Below are 17,436 nucleotides of genomic sequence, written 5' to 3' on the forward strand. Positions count from 1 at the left end.
AATCGAATTCAATTAGATAATACGAGATGTCAATCTTAGTTTGCGCAATTGATTGTTGAAATGTGTTTTTTGGTGATCAAACCTTGTGGTTCCGTGATCTTGGCATATTTCATTGACCAATGATCTGCGGGCGGCTTAAGGCCCGTGGGATTTAAGATCAAAGCAAGGAGCCTTATCACGATGACCAAGCTGAATGTCACCACCCCGGACGGTTCATTTGATGCCTATGTCGCCATGCCAACGACATTACCCGCACCTGTTGTCGTTGTTATTCAGGAAATATTTGGCGTCAATGCGGTGATGCGTGACATTGCCGACGATTATGCCAAGCAGGGCTATATCGCCGTCTGTCCCGATCTTTTCTGGCGGATTGAGCCGGGCATCGACATCACTGATAAGTCCGAAGCCGAATGGAAGCAGGCATTTGGCTATTATCAGTCGTTTAATGTTGATAAGGGTGTCGAAGACATTTCGGCAACCATGAAGGCCGCCCGCAGCCTTGAGGGGGCGAATGGCAAGGTTGGTGTGGTTGGCTTCTGTCTTGGTGGGTTGTTGACGTTTCTGTCGGCAACACGCACCGATGGCGATGCGTTTGCGGCATATTACGGTGGGGGCATGAGCAATTACATGAATGAAGCGGACAACATCAAAAATCCGCTGATTGTTCATCTGGCCGGTAATGATGAGTTTATTCCGACCGAGGCACAGGACGTTATCAAGGAAGCTCTTGGGGACCATGACCTGACCGAGCTTCATTTTTATCCGGGCCGTGATCATGCCTTTGCCCGTAAGGGTGGCGCGCATTACGACAAAACCGATGCCGATACCGCCAATGCCCGGACAGCAGAATTCTTTGAAGCCAATCTGGCTTAAATACGTTGCACGTTAGATGCAAAGCAAGAAGGGCTGCGAAAATCGCAGCCCTTCTTTATGTATATGTCCTCGGACACGGCTTACTTAGTCAACGCACCGATCAGTTTATCAAGGAACACTTCGCATCGGCCAAGCTGATCAAGTTCGATGAATTCGTCGGGTTTGTGGGCCTGTTCAATGTTGCCCGGGCCGCAAACCACCGTGGGAATTTCGCCCATGGCGGAAAAGACGCCGGCTTCTGTGCCAAAGCTGACCTTGCCGGTTGTGTTCGCACCGGTTAGCGCCATGACCAGTTTGGTGACTTCTTCGTCATCGCCGGTGGCAAGGCCAGGCATGTCGGATACGACTTCGATTTTAACGCCAACATCGTCGTAGGTTTCACGCATTTCCGGGATCAGGGTGTTGTCGAGATAATCGAAAATCTGTCCTTTAAGTTCCATGCGGTCATGGTTGGGCAGATTACGAAATTCGAAATCAACAAAGCAGTTTTGCGGGATAATGTTGAGCTGTGTACCACCGTTGATCACGCCGGAATGAAACGTGGTGTGATTGGGCACGAAATCATCATCATGCGGGCCCTCATCGCGGCATGTGCGGCCAAGCTGGCGCAGGAAAACCACGAATTGGGACGCAAACTCGACAGCATTAACGCCTTCGCCCGGAAGCGACGAATGCCCGGACCGCCCGGTGAAATGCGCACGCGCCGAATATTTGCCCTTATGCTGGGTGATGACCTTCATTTCGGTCGGTTCACCGACAATGCACATGGCTGGTTTGTGCGGCAGATTATTGATTGCTTCCACCAAGCTGGGCACACCAAGGCAGCCGACTTCTTCATCGTAAGTGAATGCCAGATGGATGGGGACGCGAAGATCGGCATTTTTAAAGGTTTCGGCCTTGGCCAAAAGACAGGCCAGAAAACCCTTCATGTCACATGATCCACGGCCATAAAGCCGATCGTCGCGGATGTCGATGGTGTAGGGATCAGATGCCCAATTCTGGCCTTCGGTCGGGACCACGTCGCTATGCCCGGATAGGATTACACCGCCATCAACCTTTGGCCCAATCGTCGCATAGAGATTGGCCTTGGTGTTGCTATCATCGCGCACGACAAGGCAATCATAACCAAGCGGTTCAAGATATGCTTTGATCTCTTCAATCAGGGCCATGTTTGGGGTCATGCTGACCGATGGGTGGGCAATCAGTTTGCGGCACCAGTCAAGGGTGGCTTCTGACGGGGCAAGGGTGTTGGGGGCGGTGGTCATTCGACGAATTGTTCCTTTAGGATGCGTTCTTCAAGGTTATGTTCCGGATCAAACATCAGTCTGATTTTCATGCTGCGGTCTTCGACGATCTTAACGCGCGAAACATCGCGGACCTCGGTATAGTCGGCCACGGCTGAAACCGGGCGCTTTTCCGGGTTTTGAACTTCAAAAACAACTTCAGCACCATGGGGTAAAAGTGCACCACGCCAGCGACGCGGACGAAACGGACTGATCGGGGTCAGGGCCAAAAGGCCGCTTCCCATCGGCAGGATCGGACCATGCGCCGACAGGTTATAGGCAGTACTGCCTGCGGGGGTGCACACCAAGGCGCCATCACATACCAGTTCGGGCAGTCGTTCAACCCCGTCGACCTTGATGCGCAATTTTGCCGCCTGACGGGTTTCACGTAAGAGCGATACCTCGTTAATTGCCAGCGCACACATGCTTTCGCCGCTGACGGTGTGGGCTTCCATCTGCAGGGGGTGGAGCTCGACCGTCTGGGCTTCTGCGATGCGTTCGGGCAGATCGATTTCCCGAAATTCGTTCATCAAAAAGCCGACAGTTCCACGGTTCATGCCATAGATCGGAACCTTGCGACCCATATAACGGTGCAGGCTTTCGAGCATGAAGCCGTCGCCACCAAGGGCAACGATGACGTCTGCCTTGTCAGGCGGGATATGGCCGTAACGGTGTTTCAGCCGATACATCGCATCTTGGGCGATTTTGGTTTCGGCTGCGACAAAGGCGATGGAATCCGTTTGCATCTGCTTCCCGACGGGTAATTCACGCAAAACCCCAAGGGGCTATCGCCAACAATAGAGTACGCTTTGCTTTGAATTGCAAGGGTCTGCGTGGTGCAACGGGGCATGTGACGTGTGGTGGTTCACCTTATAAACAAGCTGGTTGATCTTGGCGGGAAAACAGAGGAACCTGAGATTCTTGTTCATTTGCCAAGTTAGTATGTCGTATGACCAAATCGCCCTTTAGCATTTCATCTGCTCTTTCGCGGATTTCCCGCCCCGACAACAGTCAGGATGATGCGGGCACGGCACTTGATCTGACGCCTGAGACGGCTCTTGTGCCAAAGCGGGTGCGTAATCCCGATGAAACCCGGCAAAAGCTTTTGGACGCGGCATTTGGTGAAATTCGCCGCGCCGGGTTTGGCGGGGCATCGATCAATAATATTCTCGATCATAGTGGTGTAACCAAAGGTGCGCTGTACCACCACTTTTCCGGCAAGGCCAAGCTGGTGAATGCCGTGATCGAGGAATGCCTTCCAGGATATGTTGATACGGTCTGGCTGAATGAGCTTGAAAACGCCGAAGATATTTTGCCCATCCTGATGGAGCAGGTTGACCGGCTTAGCGGTGATAATGCCCCGGAGCTTCTTGAGGGCGGCTGCCCGCTCGCACGGCTGGCGTCGGGTGCGGGGGAGCTTGATGAAAGTTTACGCAAACGTATTGATGGTGTGTACCGTTATTGGCGGCGTGGGCTGGCATCCCATATCGGCAAGGCACAGTTTAACAAAACCGTGCGAACAGATGTTGAGCCGTCGTCTGTGGCAGAATTCCTGATTGCTACCCTGCATGGTTTCCTGACCCGGCCCCCGGCCTTGCGCAATCTTGAAACCCAGGATGCCTTTGCGCGCGAATTTGCCCGTTATCTGAATAACCTGCGCCCGGCGGGATGATTCCCTGATTTGAATGCAGTAGGGATGGCAGGGTTTCGTCGATATCTAAATTGAACAAAAATAAAATGTATAATTAGTTTTATTGACATTTTTATCTGCGTGATTACATCTCTTCTACAGATTTATGACACTCTTGAAATATGGAGACAGGCCCCATGCGTTCTCTCATTCTTTCTGCGGTTGCCGCAGCCGCATTTGTTTTTGCCGGTAGTGCTGCTCAGGCTGAGCGTCTGACCGAAAAGCCACTGGTGGATTCCAACTGGGTTGAAGCAAACCTTGATAACCCGACGTTAGTTGTTGTTGATATCCGTTCAATGACCAAAGAGGGCAGCCCCTATGATGCCGGTCACATTCCCGGTTCGGTTTATGCGCCTTATGGTAAATTTGGCTGGCGTGCGAAGGTCGACAATGTTGTTGGCATGCTGCCACCCGTCGACGTGATTTCAGGTCGTATTGGCGCACTTGGCATCGATAACGACAAACAGGTTGTTGTCGTCCCGGCGGGGCAGAACAGCTCCGACTTTGGTGCTGCGACACGCGTGTATTGGACATTTAAGGTGCTTGGCCATGATGCCGTGACCATTCTTGATGGCGGCCAGCGCGCCTGGCTTGCTGCGGGGAAGGCTGTGTCCAAAGACGCTGTGGCGCCGACCAAAGTTGCCTTTAACGCCAACTTCCGTCCGGAACTTCTGGCATCCGCTGATGACGTTGCCAAGGCGCAAGCCAATGGAGTTGCCCTGATTGATGCGCGACCAGAGTCACAGTTTAAAGGGGATGCAAAAAGCGGTGTTGTTGCCCGTAATGGTGCCATTCCGGGGGCAAAAAACATTTCCCAGTCGAAGTTTTACAGCGATCAGGACGGTGCCTTTGTCGCATCTGATACGATTGCGCAACTGGTCGGTGATGCCGGCGTTTCGTCCGATGCCAAGGAAATCACCTATTGCAATACCGGCCATTGGGCATCGGTTGCATGGTTTGGTCTTTCCGAAGTTATGGGCAATAAGAACACAGCCATGTATGATGGTTCCCTGACCGAATGGGCTGCTGATCCAAGCCGCGAAATGGTGATCCCGGAATAATCGGGATTTTTCAGGCACTGCTATTTGCCAGATCATGTCGGACGGAACCGGGCAGGCCCTGGTTCCGTTCGCATTTGTGGAATTCATTTAACGTTATTGAGCGTCACCATGTCTGAAACGACACTTTCTGCGCGCCCGACCAAACCGGGTTTTGATTTTGACAGGGGCCCGGCCTTGGTCACTGCCATCCTGTTTATCCTTGCAGGCGTTGCGATTGCCCAGGCGGTCGATCTGCATCAGGCCGTGCTTTACGGTCTTGGCGGGCTGCTGGGCGTTTCGCTATACCATGCATCCTTTGGCTTTACGGGCGGTTGGCGCCGTTTTTCGGTCGAGAAGCGCGGACGTGCGATGCGCGCGCAGCTTTTGATGGTCGGCGTTGCGGCGGCGGCCTTTATCCCGATGCTGGCCCTTGGAAGCCCACTTGGAAACCCGATTGTTGGCGCGGTTGCACCTGTTGGCACCTCGGTCTTGATCGGGGCGTTTATGTTCGGTCTTGGCATGCAGCTTGGGGGTGGTTGCGGGTCGGGTACATTGTTCACCGTGGGCGGTGGCAGTGCGCGCATGTTACTCACCCTTGTTTTCTTTATCATCGGTGCAGTGGTTGGCACCGCCCATTTGCCGATGTGGCTTGAACTGCCATCTTTGCCACCGATTAGCTTGGGTCGTGAATTTGGCATCGGCGGTGGTCTTGCGGTGACGTTTGCCGGTTTGGTGCTGATCGCACTTTTGACGGTGATTGTTGAAAAACGCGCGCACGGGTCACTTGAAGCATCGCCAATCGCGCAGCACAGTAATCTTACCCGTCTTTTCCATGGGCCGTGGCCGATGGTTTGGACCGGGTTGCTGTTGGCGGGGCTTAATGTTGCAACCCTTTTGATTGCCGGTCATCCGTGGTCGATCACGTTTGGTTTTGGCCTTTGGGGGGCTAAGATTGCCCAGTTCGCCGGGGTTCCGGTGGAAACATGGGAGTTCTGGAATTGGGCAGGCCCGGCAAAGGCATTGGGCAACTCGGTTCTGGCCGACACTACATCGGTGATGAACTTCGGCATCGTTATCGGCGCAGCCTTTGCGGCTGCCCTTGCGGGTAAGTTTGCACCGAAAGTCAGTGTGCCGTTGGCGTCGCTTATGGCGGCGGTCATTGGCGGGTTGCTGATGGGGTATGGTGCGCGTTTGGCGTTTGGCTGCAACATCGGCGCGTTCTTTAGCGGTATCGCATCGGGTAGCCTGCATGGCTGGTTGTGGTTTGTACTGGCGTTTGCCGGCAGTTGGGTCGGTATTGCCCTGCGTCCCGTGTTTGGAATGGATGGTTTTCGGAAATGAGCGAGAAAAACACACTTCTGTTTGGGGCGGTCTTCCTTGCTGCGACGGGGGCGGTCGCACTCGACCATTACAGTCATACAGCAAACATCCCAGCGATCGCCAACCCCGCCCCGGGCAAGCTTCCGGCCGCGGGGAGTAATCCGTGTGCTGCTAATCCTTGTGGCGCGAATCCATGTGCAGCCAACCCGTGTTCTGCAAATCCATGTGGCGCGGGATATAATCCTTGTGCGGCTGCGCCGTGTGGGGCGAATCCCTGTGCTGCATACAACCCATGTTCGGCGGGTAACCCTTGTTCTGTGGCAAACCCATGTGCCGCCTATAATCCATGTGGGGCGAACCCATGCGCTGCTGGTGGGGTAAATCCTTGCGGTGCGAATCCATGCACAGCAAACCCGTGCGGGGCAGGGAATCCATGTGCTGCTTATAACCCTTGTGCGCCGTCAACGGCCAATCCATGTGCTTCTGCCAGCCCTTGTGGGGCATATAATCCATGCGGCGCGGCAAATCCGTGTTCGGTGAATTAGCGGTTGAATGCTATGGTTTATGCGCCCGGTGGCACTGTTGCGCCGGGTCGGAGCGGATAAAACTCTGATCTTGCATGAATATGACGTTTGACAAGCGGTGAAAACTCTGTGCATGGTGTCTTCGATATTTGATCGCTCCAGAAGCGTAGAGGGAACGAAAGTTCCACACTGTTGAGTGATTGTCGGAAGAACGTATTGAAGTATCCAGCTACGCGGATGCTTCCTGAACTACAAGGCGCAGACCTGATTACTATATTTTACCGGGATTTTTCCCAGCTGTCTGCAGCCCAACAATTACGAGTTACCCTTATTTGACCCAGTTTTCCGAACTCGGCCTGGCCGAGCCGGTTCTTCGTGCACTAGCGCATGAAGGCTATGATGTGCCCACCCCAATTCAGGCGCAGTCCATTCCGTCCCTGCTACAAGGCAAGGACCTGCTTGGTATCGCTCAGACCGGTACCGGCAAGACGGCAGCTTTCGCGTTGCCGATTCTTGATCGCCTTTCGAAATCCGAAGGCCGTACTCCCAAAGGTTCCTGCCGTGTGCTGGTTCTGGCCCCGACGCGCGAACTAGCCGCGCAGATCGGTGACAGCTTCCGTGCCTATGGCCGTTTCTTGAACGTCCGCGTTGCTGTGGTCGTTGGTGGTGTTGCGCCTGGTCCGCAGATCAAGGCTATTGTACCGGGTGTTGAGGTGCTTGTCGCCACGCCGGGTCGTTTGCTTGATCACGTTGATAGCGGAAAGCTCAGCCTGTCCCACGTGGATGTGGTTGTGCTTGATGAAGCTGACCATATGCTTGATCTCGGCTTCTTGCCGCCGATCAAACGCATTGTCAAAATGCTCCCCAAAAAGCGTCAGAACCTGTTCTTTTCGGCAACCATGCCCGGCCAGATTGGCCAGTTGGCAGGCGATATGCTGTCAGATCCGGTGAAGGTGTCGGTAACCCCGGTTTCCACCACGCAAGAACGTGTCGAACAATCGGTTTACCTGATTGAGCGCACCCGCAAGCGTCAGCTTTTGGCCGAGCTTCTTGATAATCCTGCATTCAAACGCACATTGGTCTTTACCCGGACCAAACGTGGTGCTGATCGTGTTGCCCGTCATCTTGAGGCAAACAAGATCAGTGCAGCAGCCATTCATGGTAATAAAAGTCAGAACCAGCGTGAACGCGCCCTGAACGCCTTTAAGGACGGTCAGATTGGTGTGCTGGTGGCAACCGATATTGCTGCACGTGGTATCGATGTTGACGGCGTGACCCACGTTGTGAACTTCGAACTGCCGAATGTGCCTGAAAGTTATGTCCACCGTATCGGCCGTACGGCCCGTGGTGGTGCCAGTGGTTCCGCGATTGCATTTTGTGATGCAGAAGAGCGCGGCCTGCTGCGCGATATCGAACGCAATACACGCCAGACGATCCCCGTGATTGACCGTCGTGATGCCAAGGCCGCAGCCGAACAGGCAGCTGATCCTGAAGATGCACGTGATGCCAATCGCGGTCGTCGTTCAAGCGGTGGTGGTCAGTCACGCGGTAACGGTGGTCGTGGTGCTGGTACAAATGGTCGTGGAAGCGGCCGTGGCAATGGTGGCGGAAATCGTCAGGCTGCTTCTGGTCGTAATGACCGGTCCGAGCAGCGTGCTTCTGGTCCGCGTCGCGAACGTGATGATGCCGGCCCGGCAGCGCCGCGTCGTGATGCCGAAGCTCGCACCAACGCCAACGCAGGCACAAATGACAAAGCCGCCGCAAACCCGGCTTTGGAAAAATCGAAAAGTCGTTACAAAGGCGGGATCAGTTCCAAGCCAGCGAACGGCCGTGGTAACGGCACTGGAAACGGTGCTGGTCAAACTGATAGTCGCAAGCGCCCAGCCAAAAAGGTCGATTCCAACGGGAACGTCCGTGATGGCGCGCAGAACGGCAATGCAATTTCTTCCGGTCTGTCCTTTATGGGCAGCACGGAAGAACGCCGCGCGAATGGCAACGGGGCCAATGGCCGCGGAAATGCCAATCCGCAAGGCAAGCGCGGCGGTGCAAACCGCAATCGCAATCATCGTGGCCCACAATCTGGCGGGCAGCCGGGTGGTGCAGGCCGCAACAAACCTTCCGATAATCAGAGAAGTCGCGAACGCGTCTGATTTGATTATCGAACAAAGATAGGCGCACCCAAGCGGGGTGTGTCAAAACGCCAATCAATACTCGATAAGGAGATTTAAAGATGGCAACAGGTACCGTTAAATGGTTCAACGCAACTAAAGGTTTTGGTTTCATTCAGCCGGACGAAGGCGGAAATGACGTATTCCTGCACATCAGCGCCGTTGAACGCGCTGGTATGGGTCACCCGCAGGAAGGCGACAAAATCAATTACGAACTGCGTACCGACTCACGTTCGGGCCGCGTTTCGGCTGACGACCTGACGGCTGCTTAATTCGGCTTGCCATTCCGTGTGAATGGCACCGAGTTAAACGAAGTTAAGTGAAACCCCCATCCGGGAAGCCGGGTGGGGGTTTTGCTTTAGGGGCGTAAAAAAGCGATCTGTGCTCTGGTCGCAGCACTTAATACATGAAAGTGCATGGCATCGCGCGCGCCGGAAGGATTGTGTTCACGAACAAAACGCAAAACCTGTTCGTGTTCTGATAAAGGGGCTGCTATGGCGGTCGCGTTGGCGAAAGGCAGCATCTGGTTTTCGTGAATGATATGTGCGGCTGGATGCATGGCGTCGGCAAACATCGGGTTGCCCGATGCGGCCAGAAGAATCTCGTGAAATTCCGTATCGGCGGTGGCCGCCGCAATCAGGTCATCGCCATCAAGCGCATTGCGCATATCGCTGATGCTGACTTCTAGCGCTGCCAGATGTTCGTTGGTGCGCATCTGGGCGGCAAGGCCTGCGACATAGGGTTCGATAGCTAACCTGAACTGATAGACTTGTGCTGCCTGCTGGTTGCGGTGCTGATCAAGCGGGATGTGGGTTTTGCGGTCGGCGACGAAGACGCCTTTGCCTGCATGGGTGTGAACCATGCCCAGAGCTTCGAGTGTGGCAAGTGCCTCGCGCAGGCTGGTGCGGCTAATGCCAAGCTCCGCGGCAAGGCTGCGCTGGGCGGGCAGGGCCTCACCTGCCTTTAACTCCCGACGTTTGATCAGGTTTCGAATGTCTCGTGCGGCCCGTTCTGGCGCTGTTTCACTGCGTTTCATTTGCATCCTTGCATCTGGTCAGACCAGTTGAGTGTCTTTTCTATCCTAAAATTCCCGGTTTTCCGATGAATAACTGTTTATAAGAGCTGAATTTATGCTGAAGAACAAAATATTCATAGACATTAGATGAATAAATATGCAGTTTTATATTTAGGTTAAAAAATATGCAAAATTCTCTTGGCAAAACGGGTAGAGGCAAATGAAACAGTTCTTGAAAGTGGCCGTCGCCGCGGCGACGATATTGACAGCTCCCTTGGGGGCTGCTTGGGCAGGCGCGCTTGATACCATTGCTGAGGCGGGTGTCTTGAAAGTTGCGGTTCCGCAAGACTTTCCGCCTTTTGGTACGGTTGGCACAGACATGCAACCAAAAGGCTATGACATTGATATGGCGGCACTGATTGCCGAGAATCTTGGTGTGGAGTTGGAGCTTGTCCCGGTCGCGTCAAGCAACCGTATTCCGTATCTGACCACCGGCAAGGTGGATCTGGTGATTTCCAGTCTTGGCAAAAACCCGGACCGCGAAAAGGTCATTGATTTTAGTGACCCATATGCACCGTTCTATAATGGTGTTTTTGGTCCGGCGGATTTTTCAGTCGAGAAGGCTGAGGATCTTTCGGGCATGTCGGTCGGTGTAACCCGTGGGGCGATTGAGGATCTTGAGCTTTCGAAAATTGCGCCGTCGGATGTTGATATCAAACGCTACGAAGATAACAACGGCACGATTTCGGCATTCCTGTCGGGCCAGGTTGACCTGATTGCCACCGGAAATGTGACGGCGGCAGCAATCATTGAACGTGATCCGCCGCGTAAGCCAGAGCCGAAATTCCTGATCAAAAACTCTCCTTGCTATGTCGGTTTGAACAAAGATGAAGCCGCCTTCAAGGAAAAGATCAATGAGATCATTGCTGCATCAATTGCGGATGGCAGCCTCAATGAGATTGCCGTGAAATGGCTTGGTATTCCGTTGCCGAAAGAACTCTAGGCATTTTGACCTGACGGAAGGGGATCGTTGCAGATCAATGGCATATGCATTCGACTTTGGCGCCATCGTGCCGCGTTGGGAATTACTGTTGGACGGTGCCATTCTGACCACCGAGCTGACAGTTATTGGGGCAGTGGTTGGCGTTGGGCTGGGCATCATGGGGGCGTGGGCGCGTGCGTCACGCACCCCGGTGATCAGCCAAATTGTCGGCGTTTATGTTGAGTTGATCCGCAACACCCCGTTTCTGATCCAATTATTCTTTATCTTTTTTGGTCTTCCTGCGTTGGGCGTCAAGCTGACGGAGTTTCAGGCCGCTGTATTGGCGATGATTGTCAATCTCGGTGCCTATTCGACCGAGATTGTCCGCGCGGGCATTCAGGCGGTGCCACACGGGCAACTAGAAGCCGCGCAAAGTCTTGCGATGAACAGGCTACAGATTTTTCGCTATGTGATCATCCTGCCTGCGCTTCAGAAAATCTGGCCGGCACTTTCCAGTCAGATCGTGATTGTGATGTTGGGATCTTCTGTTTGTTCGCAGATTGCCGCCGAAGAGCTGACCTTTGGGGCGAACTATATTCAGGCTCTTAATTTTCGTGCGTTCGAAGTTTATTTCATCGTGACCGGTATTTATCTGGTGATGTCGATCCTGCTTCGGATGGTGCTGAGGGTTCTTGGCAACTATCTGTTTGAACGGCGGCGTCATGTCTGAATTTTCAAATTGGGATATCATTTATAATCTTTTGATGGCTGCGCGCTGGACAGTGTTGCTATCCCTGACTGCTTTTGTTCTGGGTGGTTTGGTTGGCCTGTTACTTTTAATGGCCTGCACGGCAGGGGGCGTATGGGTAAAGGGGCTTGTTCGCTGTTATGTCGAACTGTTTCAAGGCACGCCGCTTTTGATGCAGCTGTTCATTGTTTTCTTCGGGTTGCCGCTTATTGGGCTGGACATATCCCCCTGGATGGCGGCGATGCTTGGGTTAACATTGTTCACAAGCGCATTCCTGACCGAAATCTGGCGTGGGTGTGTCGAGGCTATTGGTAAGGGGCAGTGGGAAGCATCGACCAGCCTTGGCATGAAGTTTACTCAGCAAATGCGCTACATCATTTTGCCGCAGGCCATGCGCATTGCGGTTCCCCCGACGGTCGGGTTCTCAGTACAGGTGGTTAAGGGAACGGCGGTTGCATCAATCATTGGCTTTGTCGAACTGACCAAGGCGGGCACCATGATTACCAATGCGACTTACGCCCCCTTCACCGTTTATGGCTTTGTCGCTGTAATGTATTTTTTGATTTGTTATCCGCTGTCACTTTTTGCCCGTCACCTCGAAGGGAAGTTTCGTCATGTCGCTCGTTGAATTACATGCCATCCATAAAAGTTTTGGCGAGCTACAAGTCCTTAAGGGGATCAACCTTTCAATTGATGAGGGGCAGGTGATCGCGCTGATTGGCAAAAGCGGATCTGGCAAAAGCACGCTTTTGCGGACGATCAATGGGCTTGAAGTCATTGATGATGGTGCCATCATGGTTGACGGCAAGAAAATCAGTGATCGCGATGCCGATCTTCTGGGATTGCGTCTGCAGGTCGGCATGGTGTTTCAGCAGTTCAATCTTTTCCCGCATTATACCGCGCTTGAAAACGTGATGCTGTCGCCACAGGTGGTCAAAAAGCAATCGAAGACCGATGCCAGGAAAGTCGCAGAAGAAATGCTGATCAAGGTCGGTTTGGCCGACAAGATGATGCATTATCCGGACCAGCTTTCGGGTGGGCAACAGCAACGCGTAGCCATCGCGCGGGCACTTGCCATGAAGCCCAAGGTTCTTTTGTGTGACGAGGTCACATCCGCACTTGATCCCGAACTGGTTAACGAGGTGCTGGCGGTCGTGCGGCAACTGGCAGAAGAGGGCATGACTCTTGTCATGGTGACCCACGAAATGCGCTTTGCGCGTGAAGTGTGTGACAAGCTTGTCTTTATGCATCAGGGCCGCATTCACGAAACCGGCGACCCGCAAGAAGTCTTTGCCAATCCGAAAACACCGGAACTTTCAAGTTTTGTCGGTGGGTTGGCCTGATTGCTTGACTTTGGTCGCGGTCTGCGGATGATCGCGCCATGAACGACAGTAATGAAAAGACCCGCCCGCGTTTGTTTGTTGATGCCGATGCCTGTCCGGTAAAGGCCGAATGCGAACGTGTGGCTGAACGCCACCGGATCGAGATGATTGTGGTATCGAACGGTGGCATCCGGCCATCACGCAATCCATTGATCCGAAATGTGATTGTGCCGCCCGAACCCGATGCGGCCGATGACTGGATCGCCGAGAACGCCCATGCGGGTGATGTGATTGTCACGAGTGATATTCCGCTGGCATCGCGCGGGCTTGAAATTGGCGCGCGGGTTCTTAAAGCCAACGGGCAGGAATTCACCGAAGCCAATATTGGCAATGCACTTGCCGGGCGCGAAATTGCCGCCCATATGCGCGAAGTCACGGGTGAGCAGGGGCGCAATGCGGCTTTTACCCAGAAAGACAGATCAAAGTTTTCCAGCGCACTTGAAGTCATGATGCAAGCCGTTTTGCGCGGTTAACTTTTCTCCTTAAAAGCTGCGGGCCGTCCAAGCACTTGGCATTGGGCGGCCCGCACACAGGTCCTGATTTGTAAGGGGACTTAGTACAAATCAGGCTTCCCCCCTGCGTAACTGAATATTCAACGAGGCCGCCGGGCGAAGGTTCCGCCCGGCGTGTTTGGTTTTACCGGTTTAGAACGGGTAGTGGCGTTTGCCGCTTTGGATGGTGATCCAGCGCATTTCGGTGAATTCATCAATCGATGCTCTTGATCCGAAACGGCCATACCCCGAAGATTTAACCCCGCCAAATGGCATCTGGGCTTCGTCCTGAACGGTTGGGCTGTTGATGTGGCAAATGCCGCTTTCAATACGTTTGGCAACGTCCATCGCACGCGGGATGTTGGTTGAAAAGACCGCAGACGACAGGCCATATTCGCTGTCATTGGCAATGCGAACTGCTTCGTCTTCGTTACCCGCACGAATGACGACACAGATCGGGCCAAAGCTTTCTTCGGAGTAGATCTTCATTGCAGGTGTGACATGATCCAGAAGGATGGCATCCATCAGCACACCGTCTTTGGCCTTGCCTGAGCCCGCAACCAGTTTGGCACCTTTCGATACAGCGTCTTCAACCAGTTCTTCGATGCGTTTGACCGCCTCGACGCTGACCACACCTCCAAGGATGTTTTCAGCCTTGGCCGGGTCACCCGCTGTAAGGGTTTTGGCCTTGGCAGCCAGTTTGGCGACGAAGTCATCGGCAACCGCATTGTCGACAATCAGACGTTCGGTCGACATGCAAATCTGGCCCTGGTTCATATAGGCGCCAAAGGCTGCACCATTGACCGCCTCGTCAAGGTCGGCATCGTCAAGGACAAGGAACGGTGCCTTGCCACCAAGCTCAAGCAGAACCGGCTTAAGGTGTTCAGCGCCAAGTTTGGCGATGATGCGCCCGACACGGGTGGAGCCGGTAAAGTTGATGCGACGGACTGCCGGATGGGCAATCAGGGCTTCGACGATTTCCGGAGCATCTTCGGGGGCATTGGTCACGACGTTAACAACACCGGCCGGTGCACCCGCTTCGACAAGGCACTGCCCAATCAGATGGTGCAGGGCGGGGCACAGTTCGGACGCCTTAAGGATCACGGTATTGCCGCATGCTAACGGCATGGCAATGGCACGTGTGCCCAGAATAACCGGAGCATTCCACGGGGCAATCCCCAGCACCACGCCAACCGGCTGACGGATGCCCATGGCCATCAGGCCCGGCGTGTCGGACGGAATCAAATCACCCTGAATCTGGGTGGTCATGCCACCGGCTTCGCGGAGCATGTTTGCTGCCAGATGGGCGTTAAAGCCACCCCACATGCGTGTGCTGCCGGTTTCATCAAGAACCAACTGGCCAAATTCATCGCCCTTGGCTTCCATAATGTCGGCTGCTTTAAGCAATATCTTGCGGCGCGCACCCGGGCCCATTTTTGACCATTCAGGGAAAGCGGCGGCGGCAGCATCGGCGGCCTTGCGGGCATCAGCGGCATTGGCGGCGGCAGCAACCGTTGCGGTTTTGCCGGTGACGGGATTTTTACGTTCGAACGTACGGTTGTTCGCGGCGGTGATGTCTTCGTTATTAATCAACAATTTGACATCATTCATGGCGTTTCCTCCGAATCTCGTGAAAGAGATGGTTTTCCTGATTGCGCCTTGATTTCAGAGGGGTAGGCAAAGATAGATCAATTTCTACTTTGGGGATCAAAGTAAATAGATGCGTGCCCTCCTGCCCATTAGTTCGCAAATGCAAAATAATGAGAGCGCAAATTTATGTGTGTTTTTGTTTTTGTCGTTATTTCAAGCGTACCCTTAGTAGGCGATGGAACGCACCCAATGTAAAGACACCTAAATTGACATTTTAAGACGAAAAATTGTATATTTATGTATATAACTATTTGGAATAACACCGGGTGAAAATGGCATGGATAACAGATCTACCCAATTTGTACCTGTTTCCAGTGCTGTAGAGTCGGGCGACTCACCTTTTGCCAATCCGATGCCGGTGACAAGTCAGGCCATGATCGACAGGTTTGATCGTAGCCTGTCCGTCCAGCAATGGGTGATGAATGATCCGGGGCGTCGGGATCGGTGCTATGGTGTATTGCTCCTGTCTGGGCGTGCGCAAATCCAATTGCGCCAAGGCACAATTGAGGCAAAAGCACCCGCATTGATCTGGTTACCACTTGGCGAGACACAGGCGGTTTCGGTGACGGCGGGGGCTGATGGGTATGTGCTATCGGTCGCGGATGACCTTGTCGCGCGTTCTTGTGGTACTTCGGGTGGGAGTGTCGCAGGGACCATGGGATCAATCGGTGGCGGACTGCCGTTGCGGTTTGCCGCCGATACCGTCCATGTGGTTCCTCTAACTGACGGCGACCGTGATCACGCTCTTTTAAGCAGTAGCTTTGATGCGATCAGATCCGAACTGATGCATAATGCGCTTGGGGCCAGCGTGGTGGTCGGAGCACAGCTTCAGGTTATTCTGACGATTGTGGTACGTCTTGCGCAGGGCGTGATGGAACAGCGTCATCAACATGGCCCGGGTTCGATCACCTTTCAACGGTTCTTACAGGTTCTGGAATTGCATTTTCGCGAACACTGGAATGTTGCCGATTATGCCAGCACCCTTGGCATCAGTGAAAGACGACTTGGATCGGCGGTTCTGCGTGCGACGGGCAAGCCGCCACTTACGATCGTGCATGAGCGGGTCATTCGGGATGCCTGCATGCGGCTGGAACAGTCCCCGCTGGGCGTGGCGCAGATTGCATATGGTTTGGGGTTTCGTGATCCGGCCTATTTCAGTCGGTTTTTCAAACGCTACATCGGGGAGGCACCGGGGGCATATCGCCGCCTGCGCCGGGCCGAAGAACGGGTTCCTGATAATACCTTTGCCGCTTGGCCATAAGGTGTTTGTCGTGAAAATGTATCGACGTCTCACAGGGTTTTGAACGACCTGCTGACTTGCTATGCCATTTTTTGATCTTATTTCTCGTCTGTCATCGTACCAGTAAAGACAAAACGTAATCGCAGTTGAATTCAGACAGGATTATTTGGTGAAAAAAGGCAGAACCCTACTTCTTGGCCTTCTGGCAGTACTTGTGTTGCCGTTCGGGATCAGTTTGGCCGAAGACCCGCCGGGCGAGAAAACCAAAGAAAAATATACATGGCGCACGGCACCGCGCCACTCATCTGCCGTGGCTCCTGATCCGGTTGCTCTTAAAAATCAGGCCGTCATCATGGTTATGGCGGCCAATACATTCGGGTGGCGCGGGTATTTTGCCGTTCATCCGTGGGTGATTTTCAAACGCGCCGGTGAAACCAGCTATAGCCGCTATGATGTGGTGGGCTGGGGCGGCGGCAATGTGGTGCGCAAGAACTATGCGCTGCCTGATGGGCTTTGGTTTGGCTCCAAGCCGCAAATTCTGGTTGATCAACGCGGCGAGGCGGCCGCGCAATTGATCCCGCAGATCGAAGCCGCCATTCAAAGCTATCCGTTTCCAAGCACCTATCGCAGTTATCCGGGCCCCAACAGCAACACCTTTATTGCCCATATTGGTCGTGAAGTGCCCGGTCTGGACCTTGATATGCCAGCCAATGCGATTGGCAAGGACTACCGACGGATCACAAATCCGGTGGGGATGTCATCAAGTGGTCAAGGTGTTCAGGCAAATCTGCTGGGTGTGTTTGGGTTTTCTGTCGGGTTGGAAGAAGGGATCGAACTTAATCTTCTTGGATTGAATGTCGGGATTGATTTTAATCGACCAGCCTTGCGCCTGCCCTCCATTGGCCGTCTTGGCATGGACAATGTTGCCCAATCTAGACCCGATGCTGGCGCAAAGACTGCTGAGGCCAGCGGAGCGCAGGTCATGCAATAAGTGCGATCAGGCCCGGATAGAATAAAAGCCCGTAGGCCG

At 53.8% G+C, this 17,436-nt stretch carries 18 protein-coding genes; 13 read left to right on the forward strand and 5 right to left on the reverse strand.

What is annotated here, in order from left to right; genetic code table 11:
• Positions 1-180: 180 nt before the first annotated feature.
• A complete protein-coding gene (locus tag AMM48_RS03870) occupies positions 181-873 on the forward strand; it encodes a dienelactone hydrolase family protein (protein ID WP_102783000.1) in 693 nt (230 codons plus the stop codon).
• Between the two features lie 80 nt (positions 874-953).
• Here AMM48_RS03870 and argE read toward each other — a convergent pair whose 3' ends face one another.
• Together argE and AMM48_RS03880 are read right to left on the reverse strand one after the other, a co-directional pair.
• Positions 954-2,138, reverse strand: a complete 1,185-nt coding sequence (gene argE, locus AMM48_RS03875) for an acetylornithine deacetylase (protein WP_102783001.1) — start codon at positions 2,136-2,138, stop codon at positions 954-956.
• Positions 2,135-2,902: an NAD kinase gene (locus AMM48_RS03880; protein ID WP_101304129.1), complete on the reverse strand. Its 768-nt coding sequence runs from the start codon at positions 2,900-2,902 to the stop codon at positions 2,135-2,137. The genes argE and AMM48_RS03880 overlap by 4 nt, the downstream gene beginning before the upstream one ends.
• A 203-nt stretch (positions 2,903-3,105) precedes the next feature.
• On the opposite strand from AMM48_RS03880, the gene AMM48_RS03885 reads away from it, so the two are divergent.
• From AMM48_RS03885 to AMM48_RS03895, 3 genes are all read left to right on the forward strand, one after another.
• A complete protein-coding gene (locus AMM48_RS03885) occupies positions 3,106-3,828 on the forward strand; it encodes a TetR/AcrR family transcriptional regulator (protein WP_022733327.1) in 723 nt (240 codons plus the stop codon).
• Between the two features lie 155 nt (positions 3,829-3,983).
• Entirely contained in the window at positions 3,984-4,907 is a 924-nt protein-coding gene (locus AMM48_RS03890; protein WP_102783002.1) for a sulfurtransferase, read from the forward strand.
• A gap of 108 nt (positions 4,908-5,015) precedes the next feature.
• The gene (locus AMM48_RS03895) at positions 5,016-6,227 is read left to right on the forward strand and encodes a YeeE/YedE family protein (RefSeq protein WP_102783003.1); all 1,212 of its coding nucleotides are present in this window, start codon (positions 5,016-5,018) and stop codon (positions 6,225-6,227) included.
• A 150-nt stretch (positions 6,228-6,377) separates the two neighbouring features.
• On the opposite strand, the gene AMM48_RS22270 is transcribed toward AMM48_RS03895, so the two are convergent.
• A complete protein-coding gene (locus AMM48_RS22270) occupies positions 6,378-6,719 on the reverse strand; it encodes a hypothetical protein (protein ID WP_102783004.1) in 342 nt (113 codons plus the stop codon).
• A gap of 343 nt (positions 6,720-7,062) precedes the next feature.
• On the opposite strand from AMM48_RS22270, the gene AMM48_RS03905 reads away from it, so the two are divergent.
• Positions 7,063-8,880 carry a DEAD/DEAH box helicase gene (locus AMM48_RS03905; protein WP_102783005.1) on the forward strand — a complete coding sequence of 606 codons (1,818 nt, stop codon included), beginning with the start codon at positions 7,063-7,065 and terminating at the stop codon, positions 8,878-8,880.
• An 80-nt stretch (positions 8,881-8,960) separates the two neighbouring features.
• On the forward strand, positions 8,961-9,170 hold the full coding sequence (locus AMM48_RS03910; RefSeq protein ID WP_008892034.1) for a cold-shock protein: 210 nt from the start codon (positions 8,961-8,963) through the stop codon (positions 9,168-9,170).
• An 86-nt stretch (positions 9,171-9,256) separates the two neighbouring features.
• On the opposite strand, the gene AMM48_RS03915 is transcribed toward AMM48_RS03910, so the two are convergent.
• Complete coding sequence (locus AMM48_RS03915) at positions 9,257-9,934, reverse strand: FCD domain-containing protein (protein ID WP_102783006.1); 678 nt, start codon at positions 9,932-9,934, stop codon at positions 9,257-9,259.
• 199 nt (positions 9,935-10,133) lie between these two features.
• On the opposite strand from AMM48_RS03915, the gene AMM48_RS03920 reads away from it, so the two are divergent.
• Genes AMM48_RS03920 through AMM48_RS03940 form a run of 5 tightly spaced genes read left to right on the forward strand, consistent with a single transcriptional unit; the run spans position 10,134 to position 13,498 of the window.
• The gene (locus AMM48_RS03920; RefSeq protein WP_102783007.1) at positions 10,134-10,916 is read left to right on the forward strand and encodes a transporter substrate-binding domain-containing protein; all 783 of its coding nucleotides are present in this window, start codon (positions 10,134-10,136) and stop codon (positions 10,914-10,916) included.
• Between the two features lie 37 nt (positions 10,917-10,953).
• Complete coding sequence (locus tag AMM48_RS03925; RefSeq protein WP_102783008.1) at positions 10,954-11,625, forward strand: amino acid ABC transporter permease; 672 nt, start codon at positions 10,954-10,956, stop codon at positions 11,623-11,625.
• Positions 11,618-12,271 carry an amino acid ABC transporter permease gene (locus AMM48_RS03930; RefSeq protein ID WP_102783009.1) on the forward strand — a complete coding sequence of 218 codons (654 nt, stop codon included), beginning with the start codon at positions 11,618-11,620 and terminating at the stop codon, positions 12,269-12,271. The genes AMM48_RS03925 and AMM48_RS03930 overlap by 8 nt, the downstream gene beginning before the upstream one ends.
• Entirely contained in the window at positions 12,258-12,986 is a 729-nt protein-coding gene (locus AMM48_RS03935) for an amino acid ABC transporter ATP-binding protein (protein ID WP_102783010.1), read from the forward strand. Before AMM48_RS03930 ends, AMM48_RS03935 begins: the two co-directional genes overlap by 14 nt.
• 38 nt (positions 12,987-13,024) lie before the next feature.
• Entirely contained in the window at positions 13,025-13,498 is a 474-nt protein-coding gene (locus AMM48_RS03940; RefSeq protein WP_102783011.1) for a YaiI/YqxD family protein, read from the forward strand.
• A gap of 171 nt (positions 13,499-13,669) precedes the next feature.
• On the opposite strand, the gene AMM48_RS03945 is transcribed toward AMM48_RS03940, so the two are convergent.
• Positions 13,670-15,127 carry an aldehyde dehydrogenase gene (locus tag AMM48_RS03945; protein ID WP_102783012.1) on the reverse strand — a complete coding sequence of 486 codons (1,458 nt, stop codon included), beginning with the start codon at positions 15,125-15,127 and terminating at the stop codon, positions 13,670-13,672.
• Between the two features lie 316 nt (positions 15,128-15,443).
• Between AMM48_RS03945 and AMM48_RS03950 the strand changes: the two genes are divergently transcribed.
• Positions 15,444-16,427, forward strand: coding sequence for a helix-turn-helix domain-containing protein (locus AMM48_RS03950; protein ID WP_102783013.1), 984 nt, complete (start codon positions 15,444-15,446; stop codon positions 16,425-16,427).
• A gap of 148 nt (positions 16,428-16,575) precedes the next feature.
• The gene (locus AMM48_RS03955) at positions 16,576-17,397 is read left to right on the forward strand and encodes a DUF3750 domain-containing protein (protein ID WP_102783014.1); all 822 of its coding nucleotides are present in this window, start codon (positions 16,576-16,578) and stop codon (positions 17,395-17,397) included.
• Positions 17,398-17,436: the final 39 nt, after the last annotated feature.

This window comes from Thalassospira sp. GB04J01 (genome assembly GCF_000751115.1).
In the GTDB taxonomy this organism is placed as follows: Bacteria; Pseudomonadota; Alphaproteobacteria; order Rhodospirillales; family Thalassospiraceae; genus Thalassospira; species Thalassospira lucentensis.

What these genes read in the sequence shown, in the direction of transcription:
- AMM48_RS03870 (WP_102783000.1), top strand. Translation starts at nt 181, where the DNA reads ATGACCAAGCTGAATGTCACCACCCCGGACGGTTCATTTGATGCCTAT.
- argE (WP_102783001.1), bottom strand. Translation starts at nt 2,138, where the DNA reads ATGACCACCGCCCCCAACACCCTTGCCCCGTCAGAAGCCACCCTTGAC.
- AMM48_RS03880 (WP_101304129.1), bottom strand. Translation starts at nt 2,902, where the DNA reads ATGCAAACGGATTCCATCGCCTTTGTCGCAGCCGAAACCAAAATCGCC.
- AMM48_RS03885 (WP_022733327.1), top strand. Translation starts at nt 3,106, where the DNA reads ATGACCAAATCGCCCTTTAGCATTTCATCTGCTCTTTCGCGGATTTCC.
- AMM48_RS03890 (WP_102783002.1), top strand. Translation starts at nt 3,984, where the DNA reads ATGCGTTCTCTCATTCTTTCTGCGGTTGCCGCAGCCGCATTTGTTTTT.
- AMM48_RS03895 (WP_102783003.1), top strand. Translation starts at nt 5,016, where the DNA reads ATGTCTGAAACGACACTTTCTGCGCGCCCGACCAAACCGGGTTTTGAT.
- AMM48_RS22270 (WP_102783004.1), bottom strand. Translation starts at nt 6,719, where the DNA reads ATGGATTATATGCCCCACAAGGGCTGGCAGAAGCACATGGATTGGCCG.
- AMM48_RS03910 (WP_008892034.1), top strand. Translation starts at nt 8,961, where the DNA reads ATGGCAACAGGTACCGTTAAATGGTTCAACGCAACTAAAGGTTTTGGT.
- AMM48_RS03915 (WP_102783006.1), bottom strand. Translation starts at nt 9,934, where the DNA reads ATGAAACGCAGTGAAACAGCGCCAGAACGGGCCGCACGAGACATTCGA.
- AMM48_RS03920 (WP_102783007.1), top strand. Translation starts at nt 10,134, where the DNA reads ATGAAACAGTTCTTGAAAGTGGCCGTCGCCGCGGCGACGATATTGACA.
- AMM48_RS03925 (WP_102783008.1), top strand. Translation starts at nt 10,954, where the DNA reads ATGGCATATGCATTCGACTTTGGCGCCATCGTGCCGCGTTGGGAATTA.
- AMM48_RS03930 (WP_102783009.1), top strand. Translation starts at nt 11,618, where the DNA reads ATGTCTGAATTTTCAAATTGGGATATCATTTATAATCTTTTGATGGCT.
- AMM48_RS03935 (WP_102783010.1), top strand. Translation starts at nt 12,258, where the DNA reads ATGTCGCTCGTTGAATTACATGCCATCCATAAAAGTTTTGGCGAGCTA.
- AMM48_RS03940 (WP_102783011.1), top strand. Translation starts at nt 13,025, where the DNA reads ATGAACGACAGTAATGAAAAGACCCGCCCGCGTTTGTTTGTTGATGCC.
- AMM48_RS03945 (WP_102783012.1), bottom strand. Translation starts at nt 15,127, where the DNA reads ATGAATGATGTCAAATTGTTGATTAATAACGAAGACATCACCGCCGCG.
- AMM48_RS03950 (WP_102783013.1), top strand. Translation starts at nt 15,444, where the DNA reads ATGGATAACAGATCTACCCAATTTGTACCTGTTTCCAGTGCTGTAGAG.